This window comes from Nocardia sp. NPDC041819 (assembly GCF_055590505.1).
Genome location: NZ_JBVJAP010000002.1, coordinates 846,110 through 859,956 on the forward strand (window position 1 = coordinate 846,110; position 13,847 = coordinate 859,956).

Genomic DNA, 13,847 nt, shown 5'->3' on the forward strand with positions numbered 1-13,847 from the left:
CGTAGTGCGGCCGCGTCGTCTATCAGGCGTTTCGCAGGGCGCGGTAGACCGCGGCCCCGACGAACGCGCCGAGATCCGCCGGTGTCCAGCCGTCCTGGTCCGCGAGCAGCGCGCGCACCGCCCCCTCGCCCGCGGAGACCCACTGCTCCACCAGCACGGGCAGCTTGCGCTCGGCGTCGGCGGTGCCCCAGGCGCGCAGCGTCGGTCGCAGAAGCTTGGCGCAGCGCTCGATGACCAGCTTGCGGCCGCGACCGAACGAGTTCGCCACGGCGGGGTCGGGGTTGCCGTAGACCAGCCGCCAGGCGTCGGGGCGGCTCGCGGCCTTCGTCAGCAGCGCGCGGAACCCCTCGACGAACACGGTCTCGTCCGCGTCCACGTCGCGCGGCTTCACCACCTCCAGCACGCCGCTGACCAGGTAGCCCTCCTCGCGTTGGATCAGCGCCTCGATCAGCTCGACCCGATCGGCGAAGCAGGCGTAGACCACCGGCCGGGTCACGTTCATCCGCTCCGCGATCGCGGCCATGGTGACCGCGGCGATGCCGTTGTCCACGGCGATGGCGAGCGCGGTGTCGAGTACCTGCGGGCGGCGGCGCTCCGGGCCGAGGTGCTGCGCCCGCTGCCGTTGCCCCATGGCCGAGTCGCTGTTCACCCCGCCCAGCCGGGCGCCGGTTGCCCGGTTCCCGCCGCGGCGGGGGAAGGGTGGCTGCGCGGGGCGGGTCACGAGGGCCCGGGATCGTCGGCGAATTCGGCGATCACCGGAGCGTGGTCGCTGGCGCCCTTGCCCTTTCGTGCCTCGCGATCGACCATCGCGTCCGTCACGGTGGCGGCGAGCGCGGGGGAGGCGAGGATGAAATCGATGCGCATCCCCTCTTTGCGCGGGAAGCGCAGCTGGGTGTAGTCCCAGTAGGTGTAGACGCCCGGCCCGGGCGCGAACGGACGCATGACGTCCGCGTACCCGGCGTCCACGACGGCCTGGAAGGCATCGCGTTCCGGTTTCGACGTGTGCGTCTTGTCGGCGAAGTACTCCACGGACCAGACATCGTCGTCGGTCGGCGCGATGTTCCAGTCGCCCACCAGCGCGATCTTGGCCTGCGGGTTCTCGGCCAGCCAGCGTGCGCCGTTGTCCCGCAGCGCGGCAAGCCATTCCAGCTTGTAGGCGTAGTGCGGGTCGGCCAAGGTGCGGCCGTTGGGCACGTACAGGCTCCACACCCGCACGCCACCGCAGGTGGCCCCGATCGCGCGGGACTCGACGACCGGCGTGCTGATCAGCGACTCGCCCGCGTCCTTGTCGAAACCGGGTTGACCGTGGAAGGCGAATTCCACGTCGGCGAGGCCGACCCGGGAGGCGATCGCCACGCCGTTCCACTGGTTGATGCCCAGGTGGGCCACTTCGTAGCCCAGTTCGTCGAAGCGCTCGAACGGGAACTGGTCGTCCCGGCACTTGGTCTCCTGAAGGGCAAGCACGTCGATGTCCTGGCGGTCGAGCCAGTCCGCGACACGGTCGAGCCGGGAGCGGATCGAGTTGACATTCCAGGTGGCGAGACGCACGGCGGCCTTCCTTCGCGCGGGTGACAGGTCTGTTCTACCGCAGGCCGCCGGGCCCGGCGAGTGGCTCCGGCGCGGCGTAGCGGTAGGCGTGGTGTTCGACGAAGCCCAGTTCGCGGTACATCGCTCGGGCCGCCTCGTTGGTGGCCTCCACCTGGAGGTAGGCGTGGGTCGCGCCGCGGTCGTGGCCCCAGCGCACCAGTGCGGCGCAGACCAGCGAGCCGAGCCCGTGCCTGCGATGCGCGGCGGCGACGGCCACACAGGTGAGGCCGACCCAGCGGCGCCCGTCCGGGGCGGTGGTGAGCGCGCCGCGGCCGATCGCGATGGGGCGCGGCAGGCCGAGCGAGGCGAAGCCGAGTTCGCCGTCGAGAACCGCGGTCAGCACCTCGGGATCCGGTGTGGCAATCGCCTGCCCGGTGTGAACTTCGCCGCCGTAACGGTGCATCTCCAGCCAGTCGGCGTCGGGGGCGCCGGCGATCCGCACCATCGAAGGACCCTGGGGCAGCACGAAATTGTCGATGTCGATGGCGAGCATGAGCGTTTCTCGCCAGCTGTGCCAGCCGGGCGGCACGGGGGCCAGCCGATCGGGCAGCGCGAGCTGCAACGGCAGGCCGTGCGCGGTGTACCACTCGCCGATACGGTGCAGCGTCTCCGCAGACACGGTGGCGGGCGCCTCGGAACTGCCCAGCGGCACAGCGGAGTTCGCCCGCCCGGTGTATCCACCGCCCGCCCGCGCCAGCCAGCCGTCGATCCACGCGTGTTCCACGCCCGGCCAGGCGTAGGCGGCCGCGGCCTCCAGCGCGCGGATCTCCTTGGTGCGAATCGGCCTTGGACCGAGCGCTTTCAGCGCCACCACGCGCTCCGGCGCCACCGAGACGACCGTGCCGTCGGCGCCGCGCACCGTCGGCGGATCCAGCGCGACGAGTTCGCCGATCACGTCGGTCAACGGTTGGGGATAACCCGCGGGCAACCGATAGCGCAGCACCACGCGGCGGCCGAGCGGAATATCGGGCAGGCCGGCGGCGGGGTCAGTCGTCATGCCCGAACGGGTCGGGATCGGTGCCGGGCAGCCAGCTCAAACCCGGTGTGCCCCAGCCGTTGCGTTTGATCGCCTTCTTGGCGGCCCGTGCGTTGCGGCCGATCAGCACGTCCACGTAGAGGAACCCGTCCAGGTGCCCGACCTCGTGCTGGAGCATGCGGGCGAAGAAACCCTTGCCCTCCACCTCGACCGGCTCGCCGTGCTCGTCGGTGCCGGTCACCTTCGCCCAGTCGGCGCGGCCGGTGGGGAACTGCTCGCCGGGCACCGACAGACAGCCCTCCTCGTCGTCGTCCGGGTCGGGCATCGACTCCGGGATCTGCGAGGTCTCCAGTACCGGGTTGACCACCACGCCGCGGCGCCGGGTCGCGGCACCGTCCGCGCCCAGGTCGGGGCAGTCGTAGACGAACAGGCGCAGCGGAACGCCGACCTGGTTGGCCGCGAGACCGACGCCGTGCGCCGCGTCGAGCGTCTCGTACATGTCCGCGATGAGCGGAGCCAATTCCTCCGGCGATCGGGTGACCCGTTCGGTCGGGTTGTGCAGAACCGGGTCGCCGACGATCACGATCGGGAGGATTGCCATGGGCCAATTATTGCCGTGGGTGCCACGTCACAGCGCTCCGGGTACCGCCGCTACCGGCAGGTAGGGAACACGCCGCGTCGTGGCCCGGGCGATTCCCGGGCTGCGTGGTTGAATGTTCCGCGACGTACAAGCACTATTTTCGTCTGGTGGTCACTCGGCGAGGGAGCGAGATGGACGGCGCAGCGGCACGGAATCTTTCCGAGAGCCAGGACGGCCCTTCCGCGAGCGAAGATGTCACGACAGGGCAGGCTCCGGCCGACCAGGCGGACGGCTCCGGGTTGAGCCGTCGCGAACTCGACATCCTGGCTTTCGAGCGGCAGTGGTGGAAGTACGCGGGGGCCAAGGAGGAGGCGATCCGCGAGCTGTTCGCCATGTCGCCGACCCGCTACTACCAAGTGCTCAACGCGGTGGTCGACCGGCCGGAGTCGCTGGCCGCCGACCCGATGCTGGTGAAGCGGCTGCGCAGGCTGCGCGCGAGCAGGCAGAAGGCGCGTGCGGCGCGGCGGCTGGGATTCCAGGTCTGACCCGGCGATGCGGACCCGGACCCGCCCCGTGCGACTAGGCTCGCGAGGGTGAGCTACCCGAATCCCACCTCCGGTGGGCCACCGTTGCGCGCCCTTGCGATGGTGCTGATCGCGTTGGCCATCGTCTTCGCCGGTCTGGGCGCGATGTCGTTGTCGAGTTCCGACGCCGACAGCGACGCCTCGGGGACCAGCGAATCGCCCACCTCGAGCGCGACGGCCGCGCCCCAGATTCCGGCGAGCACGACCACGCCCAAGGCGGCGACCTCGGTCGCGTCCTCGTCCACCGCGGTGGCGACGGTCACGCCGACCACGACCGCCGCGCCGACCACCTCCACGGCGGCCCGTTCGGTCCCGGTGCGCGTGCTGAACAACAGCATGGTGCCCGGACTCGCCGCCAAGACGGCGGGCCAGCTCTCGGCAAGCGGGTGGACGATCGCGGAAACGGGCAACTACCCCGGCGCGAGTATCTCGAAAACCACTGTGTACTACGGCACTTCGCCCGGCGACAAGGAGGCGGCGCAGGCCGTCGCGGACGAGCTCGGCGCGTCGGTGGCGCCGAAGTCGGACGGAATCGGGGACACCGGACCGGGTGTAACGGTGATCGTCACGGGTAACTGACCCGTGTGGCCGCTGTTCGCACGCTCGGACCGGCGAACGTGAGGTGAGGGCGCGCCGCCCTGTCGGGGACACGGCATGGCGGCGTGGCATCATCTTGTCCGGTAACGAACGTGTCCACCCAGCTTTACTCGTAAACTCGGTACTCGTAAAGGAGTTCCCCGATGGCCCCGTCCACAACTCGCCGCCCGTCCTGGCGGACTGTGACCCCGGTGCTCGCGGTCGCGGTGTTCGGCCTCGCCGCCTGCTCGAACAGCCAGGAGTCGAGTGACGTCCAGGGAACCACCCCGCCGATGTGGACCGGGTCCGCCGCCCCGGCCGGGCAGTCGAGCACCGAGCACGGCGCGCCGAGCGCGGAGCAGGGGGTGAACGTGCAGTTGAAAGACCCCTCGGGCGCCTCGGTCGGCACCGCGAACTTCGCCAAGGACGGCAACCACCTGCAGGTCACCGTCGAGGCGCACGGGCTGCGCCCCGGCTTCCACGGCCTGCATGTGCACCAGGTGGGCAAGTGCGAGCCGAACTCCGTCGCACCGACCGGCGGCCCGGCGGGCGATTTCCTGTCCGCCGGTGGTCATCTGCAGGTGGGCAGCGCCAACGCGCACCCGGCCAGCGGTGATCTGACCTCGCTGGAGGTGCGTGGCGACGGCGTCGCCAAGCTGGTCACCAGCACCGACGCGGTGACCCTTGACGATGTGAAGGGCAAGGCCCTGATTATCCACGCCGACGCCGACAACTTCGGCAACATCCCCAACCGTTACAACCGCGCCGATGGCGTCGCGGGTCCGGACGAGACGACCCTAGCGACGGGTGACGCGGGCGGCCGTGTCGCCTGTGGCGTGATCCAGTAGCGCGGTGGTATATGGCCGGGGCAGGAATCGAGCACGTTCCCTTCGAAGGTTCGCCCCGGCCCACGATCGGGGTCGAATGGGAGATCGCCTTGGTGGACAAGGTGACCCGCGACCTGTCGAACACCGCCGCCGCGGTGTTCGATTCACTCGGTGAGCTGCGGGCCCACGACGGCACACCGCAGGTGACCAAGGAGCTGCTGCGCAACACCGTCGAGCTCGTCACCGGCGTGCACGACACCGTGGGGGCGGCGGTGGAGGACCTGACCGGCACCATGAACACGGTGCGGCGCGCGGCCGACCCGCTCGGCGTCGACCTGTTCTGCGCGGGCACCCATCCGTTCGCGCAGTGGTCGGCCCAGCAGCTCACCCGGTCGGAGCACTACGACGAGCTGATCGAGCGCACGCAGTGGTGGGGTCGCCAGATGATGATCTGGGGCGTGCACGTGCACGTCGGAGTATCTCACCGCGACAAGGTGTTTCCGATCCTCAACTCGTTGCTGCTGTCGTATCCGCATCTGCTCGCGCTGTCGGCGGGCTCGCCGATGTGGTCCGGATCCGACACCGGCTACGCCAGCAACCGGACGCTGATGTTCCAGCAGTTGCCGACCGCGGGCCTGCCGTTCCAGTTCGAGAACTGGACCCAGTTCGAGCATTTCGTGCACGACGAGGTCAAGACCGGTGTGTTCACCCAGCTGGGCGGCATGCACTGGGACATCCGCCCGGCGCCCAAGTGGGGCACCATCGAGGTGCGGGTCTGCGACGGCATCTCCACGCGCGCCGAACTCGCCGCGCTGGCCGCGCTCATCCATTGCCTGATCGTCGACCTGGACCAGCGCGTCGAGAACGGCGAAACCCTGCCCACCCTGCCGCCGTGGCATGTGCAGGAGAACAAGTGGCGGGCCGCCCGGTACGGACTGGACGCGATCATCATCACCGATGCCGACAGCAACGAGCGCCTGGTCACCGACGACCTGGACGATCTGCTGAACCGGCTGGAGCCGACGGCGGCGCGACTGGGCTGCGCGGACGAGCTCGCGATGGTCGCCGAGATCCCCAAGCGGGGCGCGTCCTATCAACGGCAGCGCCGCGTCGCCGCGGCGTCGCAGGGCGACCTGATCGCGGTGGTGGATGCGCTGGTCGAGGAGCTGAGACAGTAACGTCCGGGCGCGGATAGGTCGGCTGTCGTTCAGCTGGCCAGGGGGATGGCGTTCATCCCCCGTTTACTATGGTCGGATGCTAGTCGAAGACCCGGGTGCCAAAGCAGGAAGCGCGGTATCGCGCCGTCCCGTACCGCGGACCCGGGTCCGGGTCACCGCGGCGGTGGCCGCGGTGCCTGTCCTGCTGATCGTATTGCAGGTCGTCGCCGTCTGGCAGGGGTTCGACGGCCCGCTGGAGAGCGTGGCGCGGGACTATATCGGCACTCCCAAGTCCATGTCGGTGCCCTGGGCCGGGCTGGTCCTTGCGCTGGTGGGCATCTCGGCCCGCCGCAGGCTGGTCGCGGTGGGCGCCGCTGTCGCCGTCGACGTGGCGTGGGCGGGCGCCCGCTTGTTGGCCGGAGAGCCGTTCGTGATCGGGAACGGACCGGTGACCGTGCTGACCGGCCTGGCATTGGTGGCCTGGCTGCGCTGGTCGGGCGCCGAACGGCGGAACGCGCTGCACGCGGCCGCGCTCGGCGCGCTGCTCATCCTGGCCACCAAGGTCGGCGATGTCTGGCTGCACGTCACCGTGATCGGCAGGCCGACGGTGCTCGACGAATACGTGATCCTGGCCGACCACGCGCTGGGCGATCCGTCGTGGGTGCTCGGCCGGGCGGTCGACGCGCTCGGGCCGGTGGTCTACGCGGTGCTGCACTGGGTCTACATCGAGCTGCCCGTAGCGGCCATCGTCGTGGCGGTGTGGCAGCTGCGCGGGGTGGTGTCGTCGGGCCGGTGGCCGTCGCACTATCTGGTGCGGACCTTCCTGGTGCTCGGATTGATCGGCCCCCTGGTGTACGTGCTGTTCCCGGTGGTCGGGCCGATGTTCGCGTTCGGACCGGACGGAAACGGGCTGCAATTGGGCAACTACTGGCCGGGTGTGGTGCCGCCGATCGACCGGAATCCGCTGCCGCTTCCGTTCGACGCGGCGATTCCGCGCAACTGCATGCCCTCGATGCACACGGCCTGGGCGCTGTCGGTGTTCCTGCACACCCGCCGCGACAGCGACGGCGAGCCGGCCCCGGCCTGGCTGCGCTGGGGCGGCGCGTTCTGGCTGCTGGCCACCCTCACCGCCACCCTCGGTTTCGGCTACCACTACGGTGTCGACCTGGTCGCGGGCGCGGTGCTGTGCCTCACCGTCGAATCGGCGCTGCGCGAGCCGGAGCGCGGCGGCTGGGGATGGTTCCGGGTCCGGCTGGTCGGCTCCGGTGTGGTCGTCCTGGCCGCGCTACTGCTGGCCTACCGCTACCTCGCGGTGCCGATGGCCGAGTACCCGGTGCTCGCGGGCACGGTGGTGCTCGGGCTGCTGGCCGGACTGGCGGCGGCGTTCCACGCGACGTGGTTCGTGACCGTGCGGCAACCGCTGCGGGCCGAACGAGAGGTCGAACCCGCCACGCCATGAGCCGCGGTCCGGCCGAGCCGGCAGGCGTGGGGTCGAGCCCGCCACGCGCTGAGCGGGGCTAATCGACGTCGTCGTCGCGCAAAGCGTTGACGCGCAACAGACCGTCACGGTAGCGCTGCTCGCGGTAGGCGGTGCGGCCGATGAGGTGGGCGATCACCGGGGCCGTGAGCAGCGTGAACAGCCCGACCAGCACCAGCGTCCAGACGTTGCCGTGCCCGCGCAGCTGGATCGCGGCGCCCGCCAGCACCAGGATCAGCCCGATGACCTGCGGTTTGGTGGCGGCGTGCATCCGGGTGAGCGTGTCGGGGAAGCGCACGATCCCGATCGCCGCAGTCAGCGCCAGCGTCGAGCCGAACAGGATCAGGGCGCCCGCGAGCGTGTGCCAGAGGTTCATTTGTCGTCCCGCACCCGGAATCGGGACACCGCGGCCGAGCCGAGGAATCCGACCAGCGCCAGCGCGACGATCGCCGGCACCACGGTGGTGTCGGCGCTGTAGGCCGCCCACACGGCCAGGCCGGAGGCGGCGATGGCCATCAGCGAGTCGACCGCGACGACCCGGTCCAGCGTGCTGGGCCCCATGACGACACGGTAGGTGGTGAGCAGCCCGGCCACGGTCAGGATGACGGCGGCGATTACGGCGACGACGGTCACGATGGCACCTCCGGGAGCGCGGCGCTCCGGGAGCGCGGCCAGCCGGTCGGACGCTCGAACGCATCGATCAGCAGGCGTTCCAGCCGCCGGGTGATCCGGTGGAACTCGTCCACGGCGGCGTCGCTGCCGACGTCGAGGACGTGGACGTAGACGACCCAGCGCCTGCGATCGATCTCCAGCACCATCGTGCCGGGGATCAGGTTGAGCACATCGGTCCACAGCACCAGCACCAGATCCGATCTCGTGCGGGCGTATACCCGCAGCACCCCGGACACCGGCATCGGAGCCGGGCGGATCGCGAACCAGGCGACCTGGAGGCTGGACTCCAGCGCGTAATACGCGCTCGACACGATCAACGCGACCAGCGGAAGCGGATTCAGCCGACCGGACACCGGCACGCGCGGCAGTGGCAGCGCAAGCATGATCAGGGCGGCGACCACCAGCCCGCCCAGCAGGTTCGCGACACTGAGATCGCCCCACAGGGCGAGCCAGACCATGGTGAGCCACGCGAGTACGCCGATCCGGACGACCGTCTCACGCCGTCGGCCGCGCCCGCTCTGCTCGACGCTCATCGCGGTTCTCCCCGATCGCCGCGCGAATCACCCAGTACCGCGCCGATGTACACGCCGGGGTCGCGCAGGTCGGCCGCGGCCCGGTCGGCGATCGTGAGAATCGGGCCGGCCAGCACGGTCAGGCACAACCCGACCGTCACGAGCGCCGCGGTGGACAACACCATCAGCGGCGGCATCCGGCCGGGGTCGGTGCGCTCGTCGTAGTGCACGTCGGTCGCATCCTCGATGAGCGTCGGAGGCTTCGCCGCCGTGAGATGGCCCTCCGGCGCGTCCGCGCGGGGCCGCCAGAACGCTTTGCTCCACACCCTGGCCACGGTATAGAGCGTGAGCAGGCTGGTGAGCACGGCGCCCCCGACCAGCACCCAGGCCAGCGCGCTGCCGCGCTCGGCGCCCGCCTGCAAGAGCGCGACCTTGCCGATGAATCCGGAGAACGGCGGTATTCCGCCGAGATTCAGCGCGGGGATGAGGAACAGCACCGCCAACAGCGGGCTGGCCGCGGCGAGCCCGCCCAGTCTGCGCAGCGAGGTCGATCCGGCTTGCCGCTCGATCAGGCCGGCCACCAGGAACAGCGCCGTTTGCACCAGAATGTGGTGCGCCACATAGAACACCGCGCCCGCCAGCCCGGACGCGGTGGCCAGCCCGACTCCGAACACCATGTATCCGATGTGGCTGACCAGCGTGAACGACAGCAGACGGCGGATGTCGCTCTGCGCGATGGCGCCGAGGATGCCCACGAGCATGGTGAGCAGGCCGCATACCAGCAGCACCGAGTCGAAGCCGCCGTCGGGGAACAGCAGCGAGTGGGTCCGGATGATCGCGTACACACCCACTTTGGTGAGCAGACCGGCGAACACGGCGGTGACCGGAGCCGGGGCGGTCGGGTAGGAATCGGGCAGCCAGTTCGACAGCGGGAAGACGGCCGCCTTGATGCCGAACGCCACCAGCAGCACCGCGAAGATCGCCGTGCGGGTGCCGTCCGGCACGGCGCCGAACCGGACGGCGAGCTGGGCGAGATTCAGCGTTCCGGTGGCCGCGTAGGTCAGCCCGATGCCGGTGAGGAAGATCAGCGACGAGACCATCGACACCATCACGTAGGCCACGCCCGCCCGGATGCGCTCGGTGGTCGCGCCCACCGTCAGCAGCACGAACGAGGCCGCGAGCAGGATTTCGAAGCCCACGAAGAGGTTGAACAGGTCACCGGCGAGGAAGGCGGCCGAGACACCGGCGGTCAGCACCAGATACGTGGGCCGGTAGATGGAGGTGGGCTGCCGTTCGTCGCCGTCGCGGATGTTCTGGCCCGCGCCGTAGAGGGCGACCGAGAGCAGCACGATGGACGAGACGACCAGCATCGCCGCCGAGAGCCGGTCCACCACCAGCGTGATGCCGATCGGGGCCGCCCAGTTGCCGACTTGCAACGCGGTGGTGCCGTCCCGGTCGGCCAGATACAGCAGCAACCCGCAGATCACCACGACGGCGGTGAGCGCGCCGAGGATGACCACGCTCTGGATGCGGGGCCTGCGGCCGAACACGAGGGTGGCGGCGGCGCCGAGCAGCGGAACGAGTACCGGCAGCGGCGCGAGGATCGGCAGCAGGCCGGGCGAGAGGTTCACGTCTCCGGATCCTCTCCGGCACGCCGCCGGGCGACATCCTCGTCTTCCTGGTCGTTGGCGACGTCGTCGCTGGTGGTGAGCATGTAGGCGCGGTAGGCGAGGGCGAGCACGAATGCCGCGATGCCCATGGTGATCACGATGGCGGTGAGCACCATCGCCTGGGCGAGCGGGTCGGCCATCTCCTCGGTCTCGGCCGCGCCGCGGATGGGCGGCTTGCCGTTGGCGCCGCCCGCGGTGAGGATCAGCAGGTTCACCGCGTTGCCGAACAGGATCAGCCCGAGCAGCATCTTCGACACCGCGCGTTCCAGGAGCAGATACACCCCGCACGCGACCAGGACGCCGATCACGATCAGCAGGGTCAGATTCGCCGTCATGCGCCGGAACCGCCCTTCGTGGCCGGGGTATCGGCGTCGGCCAGCTCGCTGTCCAGCCGCGCGCCGAGGCTGCGCAGGACGTCCAGCACCAGGCCGACCACGATGAGATAGACGCCGAGATCGAACAGCAGCGCGGTGACCACTTTGACGTGGCCGACCACCGGCAGCGAGACCTCGATGATCGCCGAGGACAGCGGCGGCGCGCCGAGTAGCAGCGACGAGACCGCGGTGCCCGCGGCCAAGGTGAGGCCCGCGCCGAGAACATGGCCCGCGTCGACGGGGAGCGCCTCGCCCAGTTCGTAGCGGCCGCCCGCGAGATACCGCAGGGTCAGCGCGAGCCCCGCGGTGAGTCCGCCCGCGAACCCGCCGCCCGGCGCGTTGTGGCCGGAGAAGAAGAAGTAGACCGACAGCACCATGACGGTCGGGAACACCAGCCGCGTGGTGATCTGCAGGACCATCGATCGATCGGCCCGGTCGACCAACCGGCCCGCAGGCAGCCAGCTCACCAGTTCCGGGTCGTAATCGGGGGAGTCCGCCGCGCGCGGGGCGCTGCCGAAACGCCTGCTGCGGAACACCAGGGAGGCCACGCCGGTGGCGGCTACGACGAGTACCGAGATCTCGCCGAGGGTATCCCACGCCCGCAGGTCTACGAGCAGGACGTTCAGGGCGTTCTTTCCACCACCGAATGTGTAGGCGGCCTCGGGAATCCGGGGCCAGACGGGTTCGGCGGTGCGTGCCGCGACGGCGAAACCGGCCAGGACCGCGACCACCGTTCCGGTCCCCGCGGCCAGAATCGCCCTGCGGATCTTGAACGCGGTCCTGCGGCGGGCCTCGATCCGCGCGGGGAATGCGCGCAGGACGAGGACGAAGATCACCAGTGTCAGCGTCTCCACCAGGAATTGGGTCAGTGCGAGGTCGGGTGCGCCGTGCAGCGCGAAGATCACGCCGCTGCCATATCCGGTCACGCCCACCACCAGCACGCTCGCCAATCGGTTGCGCAGCACTGTCGCGGCGAGCGCGGTCACCGCCATGATCACGCCGACGGCCGCTTGCAGCGGCGAATCCCACAGGCGCAGCGTGACGCCGGTGCGGGTGCCGAGGGCGAGCAGGACGGTCGGCAGGATGATCAGGGTGACCAGGATCGCCGCCTGGCTCAGCGGCAGCGATCCGCGTTGCACGGCGCCGGTCATTCGCAGCGAGAGGGTGTCCATCGCGCGCAGCGTGGCGTCGTAGGCGCGGTCGGCGTTGCCGAGGCGCGGGTGCGCCGATTCGGTGAAGCGGGCGCGCAGCCGGTACAGCCCGACACCGACCGCGACGATCAGCAGCGTCCACGCCAGCGCGGGGGTGAAGCCGTGCCACAGCGCCAGATGGGAAAGCGAGGGTCCGGCAAACGTTTCGGCATAGGGGCGCAACTGTGCGTCCAGCCAGGACGGCGCGAGACCGGCCGCGACGCTCGCGGCGGCGAGGATCACCGGTGCCGCCAGGAACAGCGCGCCCGGCGGGTGCCAGCGGAGGCGATCCTCGGATTCCCGCCCGGCGACGGGCACTTCGCTCGGATGGTGGGCCAGGGGCGCGGCGCCGGGAGGGGGGTCCGGCTCGACACCCTTGTCCGCGAACGCCCCCCAGACGAACCTGATGCTGTAGCCGACGGTCAGCATCGAGCCGAGCACCACCCCGGCGAACACCGCGCCGCGGGCGGGCGCGGCGAGTATGTCCGCGTCCAGCACGGCGCTCAGTGCGCTCTCCTTACCGACGAAGCCGAGCAGCGGCGGAATGCCCGCCATGCTGAGCGCGGCGAGGATCGCGGTGGCGCACAGCATCGGGGCCCGGCGGCCGAGACCGGACAACCGGCGTAGGTCGCGGGTTCCCGCACCGTGATCGATGATCCCGACCACCAGGAAAAGGCTCGCCTTGAACAGCGCGTGCGCGACGATCATCGTCACTCCGGCCAGCGCCGCGGCGGGCGTGCCGAGGCCGACCAGCACGATCAGGAAGCCCAGCTGGCTCACCGTGCCGAAGGCCAGCACCAATTTCAGATCCACGACCTGTAGTGCGCGCAGCCCGGCCAACAGCATCGACGCCAGGCCGAGGGTGAGCACCAGCGGGTGCCACACCGGGTTCTGCGCGAACGTCGGTGCGAGCCGGGCGATCAAGTACACACCGGCCTTCACCATGGCCGCGGCGTGCAGGTACGCGCTCACCGGCGTCGGCGCGGCCATCGCGCCGGGCAGCCAGAAATGCAAGGGCACCACGGCGGATTTGGTGAGCGCGCCCACCAGCAGCAGCGCCACCGCCACGTCGACGGCCGTCCCGCTCGGGGCGCCGGACAGCAGATCCGACAGCAGATAGCTGCCGTTCGCGGTGCCGAGCACGACGATGCCGGCCAGCATCGCCAATCCGCCGGCCCCGGTCACCAGCAGCGCCTGGATCGCGGCTCGTCTGCTGGCCGCCTGCTCGGCTTTGTGGCCGATCAGCAGGAACGACAGCACCGTGGTCGCTTCCCAGAACACGTAGAGCAGCACCATGTTGTCGCTGGTGACCAGCCCGAACATGGCCCCGGCGAACGCGACGAGCTCGGCGGCGAACACCCCCAGCCGCGGCTCGTCGTTCTCGAAGTACCTGGCGCAGTACACCAGCACCAGCGCTCCGATGCCCAGCACGAGCAGGCACAGGATGGCAGCGAGCGTGTCGAAACGCAGATCGATGTTCAGGCCGATGCTCGGCGCCCAGGTCAGCCGGACGCGCTGCGGCTCGGACCAATTCGCGATCACCCAGGCCGAACTGCCGAGCGGGACCGCGGCCAGCAGGTAGAAAGCATTGCGCCCCAGTGCCCGCACCCCCAGCGGAGCCACCAGGGCGGCTGCGGCGTGCACGAGCAGGATTGCGAGCAAACT

Annotated in this window: 16 protein-coding genes; 5 read left to right on the plus strand and 11 right to left on the minus strand. The window is 70.4% G+C overall.

The genetic code is table 11. The annotated features are described in order from the left end of the window. Positions 1–22 precede the first annotated feature (22 nt). The 4 genes from ACZ6DL_RS10630 to ACZ6DL_RS10645 form a co-directional block, all read right to left on the minus strand. Complete coding sequence (locus tag ACZ6DL_RS10630) at positions 23–631, minus strand: TetR/AcrR family transcriptional regulator (protein ID WP_466050504.1); 609 nt, start codon at positions 629–631, stop codon at positions 23–25. A gap of 86 nt (positions 632–717) precedes the next feature. Further along, on the minus strand, positions 718–1,548 hold the full coding sequence (locus ACZ6DL_RS10635; RefSeq protein ID WP_466050280.1) for an exodeoxyribonuclease III: 831 nt from the start codon (positions 1,546–1,548) through the stop codon (positions 718–720). A gap of 34 nt (positions 1,549–1,582) precedes the next feature. Then, positions 1,583–2,584, minus strand: coding sequence for an N-acetylglutamate synthase, CG3035 family (locus ACZ6DL_RS10640; RefSeq protein ID WP_466050281.1), 1,002 nt, complete (start codon positions 2,582–2,584; stop codon positions 1,583–1,585). Then, positions 2,574–3,164 (minus strand): peptide deformylase, encoded by a 591-nt coding sequence (locus tag ACZ6DL_RS10645; RefSeq protein ID WP_040870645.1) that lies wholly within the window; start codon positions 3,162–3,164, stop codon positions 2,574–2,576. Before ACZ6DL_RS10645 ends, ACZ6DL_RS10640 begins: the two co-directional genes overlap by 11 nt. A gap of 170 nt (positions 3,165–3,334) precedes the next feature. On the opposite strand from ACZ6DL_RS10645, the gene ACZ6DL_RS10650 reads away from it, so the two are divergent. Next, the gene (locus ACZ6DL_RS10650) at positions 3,335–3,688 is read left to right on the plus strand and encodes a DUF3263 domain-containing protein (RefSeq protein ID WP_040870643.1); all 354 of its coding nucleotides are present in this window, start codon (positions 3,335–3,337) and stop codon (positions 3,686–3,688) included. A 53-nt stretch (positions 3,689–3,741) separates the two neighbouring features. Here ACZ6DL_RS10650 and ACZ6DL_RS10655 read toward each other — a convergent pair whose 3' ends face one another. Further along, positions 3,742–4,065 (minus strand): hypothetical protein, encoded by a 324-nt coding sequence (locus ACZ6DL_RS10655; protein WP_393232557.1) that lies wholly within the window; start codon positions 4,063–4,065, stop codon positions 3,742–3,744. A 1-nt stretch (position 4,066) separates the two neighbouring features. Here ACZ6DL_RS10655 and ACZ6DL_RS10660 point away from each other — a divergent pair, with 1 nt between their 5' ends. The 4 genes from ACZ6DL_RS10660 (at position 4,067) to ACZ6DL_RS10675 (ending at position 7,746) form a co-directional block, all read left to right on the plus strand. Further along, on the plus strand, positions 4,067–4,306 hold the full coding sequence (locus ACZ6DL_RS10660; RefSeq protein WP_466050282.1) for a LytR C-terminal domain-containing protein: 240 nt from the start codon (positions 4,067–4,069) through the stop codon (positions 4,304–4,306). A gap of 161 nt (positions 4,307–4,467) precedes the next feature. Further along, positions 4,468–5,151: a superoxide dismutase[Cu-Zn] gene (gene sodC / locus ACZ6DL_RS10665; RefSeq protein WP_466050283.1), complete on the plus strand. Its 684-nt coding sequence runs from the start codon at positions 4,468–4,470 to the stop codon at positions 5,149–5,151. 11 nt (positions 5,152–5,162) lie between these two features. Next, positions 5,163–6,308, plus strand: coding sequence for a glutamate--cysteine ligase (locus ACZ6DL_RS10670; RefSeq protein WP_391461727.1), 1,146 nt, complete (start codon positions 5,163–5,165; stop codon positions 6,306–6,308). Between the two features lie 76 nt (positions 6,309–6,384). After that, positions 6,385–7,746 (plus strand): DUF5933 domain-containing protein, encoded by a 1,362-nt coding sequence (locus tag ACZ6DL_RS10675; RefSeq protein ID WP_466050284.1) that lies wholly within the window; start codon positions 6,385–6,387, stop codon positions 7,744–7,746. Between the two features lie 58 nt (positions 7,747–7,804). Here the strand turns inward: ACZ6DL_RS10675 and mnhG are convergent, their stop codons facing one another. The 6 genes from mnhG to ACZ6DL_RS10705 are packed head-to-tail and all read right to left on the minus strand — an operon-like array spanning position 7,805 to position 13,844. Continuing rightward, on the minus strand, positions 7,805–8,140 hold the full coding sequence (mnhG, locus tag ACZ6DL_RS10680; RefSeq protein WP_466050285.1) for a monovalent cation/H(+) antiporter subunit G: 336 nt from the start codon (positions 8,138–8,140) through the stop codon (positions 7,805–7,807). Beyond that, complete coding sequence (locus ACZ6DL_RS10685) at positions 8,137–8,397, minus strand: monovalent cation/H+ antiporter complex subunit F (protein ID WP_466050286.1); 261 nt, start codon at positions 8,395–8,397, stop codon at positions 8,137–8,139. Before ACZ6DL_RS10685 ends, mnhG begins: the two co-directional genes overlap by 4 nt. Continuing rightward, complete coding sequence (locus ACZ6DL_RS10690) at positions 8,394–8,969, minus strand: Na+/H+ antiporter subunit E (protein ID WP_466050287.1); 576 nt, start codon at positions 8,967–8,969, stop codon at positions 8,394–8,396. Before ACZ6DL_RS10690 ends, ACZ6DL_RS10685 begins: the two co-directional genes overlap by 4 nt. After that, positions 8,966–10,579, minus strand: a complete 1,614-nt coding sequence (locus ACZ6DL_RS10695; RefSeq protein WP_466050288.1) for a Na+/H+ antiporter subunit D — start codon at positions 10,577–10,579, stop codon at positions 8,966–8,968. The genes ACZ6DL_RS10690 and ACZ6DL_RS10695 overlap by 4 nt, the downstream gene beginning before the upstream one ends. Further along, positions 10,576–10,953: a Na(+)/H(+) antiporter subunit C gene (locus ACZ6DL_RS10700; protein ID WP_466050289.1), complete on the minus strand. Its 378-nt coding sequence runs from the start codon at positions 10,951–10,953 to the stop codon at positions 10,576–10,578. Before ACZ6DL_RS10700 ends, ACZ6DL_RS10695 begins: the two co-directional genes overlap by 4 nt. Then, complete coding sequence (locus ACZ6DL_RS10705; protein ID WP_466050290.1) at positions 10,950–13,844, minus strand: Na+/H+ antiporter subunit A; 2,895 nt, start codon at positions 13,842–13,844, stop codon at positions 10,950–10,952. The genes ACZ6DL_RS10700 and ACZ6DL_RS10705 overlap by 4 nt, the downstream gene beginning before the upstream one ends. Between the last annotated feature and the right edge of the window lie 3 nt (positions 13,845–13,847).

What these genes read in the sequence shown, in the direction of transcription:
- ACZ6DL_RS10630 (WP_466050504.1), bottom strand. Translation starts at nt 631, where the DNA reads ATGGGGCAACGGCAGCGGGCGCAGCACCTCGGCCCGGAGCGCCGCCGC.
- ACZ6DL_RS10640 (WP_466050281.1), bottom strand. Translation starts at nt 2,584, where the DNA reads ATGACGACTGACCCCGCCGCCGGCCTGCCCGATATTCCGCTCGGCCGC.
- ACZ6DL_RS10645 (WP_040870645.1), bottom strand. Translation starts at nt 3,164, where the DNA reads ATGGCAATCCTCCCGATCGTGATCGTCGGCGACCCGGTTCTGCACAAC.
- ACZ6DL_RS10650 (WP_040870643.1), top strand. Translation starts at nt 3,335, where the DNA reads ATGGACGGCGCAGCGGCACGGAATCTTTCCGAGAGCCAGGACGGCCCT.
- ACZ6DL_RS10655 (WP_393232557.1), bottom strand. Translation starts at nt 4,065, where the DNA reads ATGCTGTTGTTCAGCACGCGCACCGGGACCGAACGGGCCGCCGTGGAG.
- sodC (WP_466050283.1), top strand. Translation starts at nt 4,468, where the DNA reads ATGGCCCCGTCCACAACTCGCCGCCCGTCCTGGCGGACTGTGACCCCG.
- ACZ6DL_RS10670 (WP_391461727.1), top strand. Translation starts at nt 5,163, where the DNA reads ATGGCCGGGGCAGGAATCGAGCACGTTCCCTTCGAAGGTTCGCCCCGG.
- ACZ6DL_RS10675 (WP_466050284.1), top strand. Translation starts at nt 6,385, where the DNA reads ATGCTAGTCGAAGACCCGGGTGCCAAAGCAGGAAGCGCGGTATCGCGC.
- mnhG (WP_466050285.1), bottom strand. Translation starts at nt 8,140, where the DNA reads ATGAACCTCTGGCACACGCTCGCGGGCGCCCTGATCCTGTTCGGCTCG.
- ACZ6DL_RS10690 (WP_466050287.1), bottom strand. Translation starts at nt 8,969, where the DNA reads ATGAGCGTCGAGCAGAGCGGGCGCGGCCGACGGCGTGAGACGGTCGTC.
- ACZ6DL_RS10700 (WP_466050289.1), bottom strand. Translation starts at nt 10,953, where the DNA reads ATGACGGCGAATCTGACCCTGCTGATCGTGATCGGCGTCCTGGTCGCG.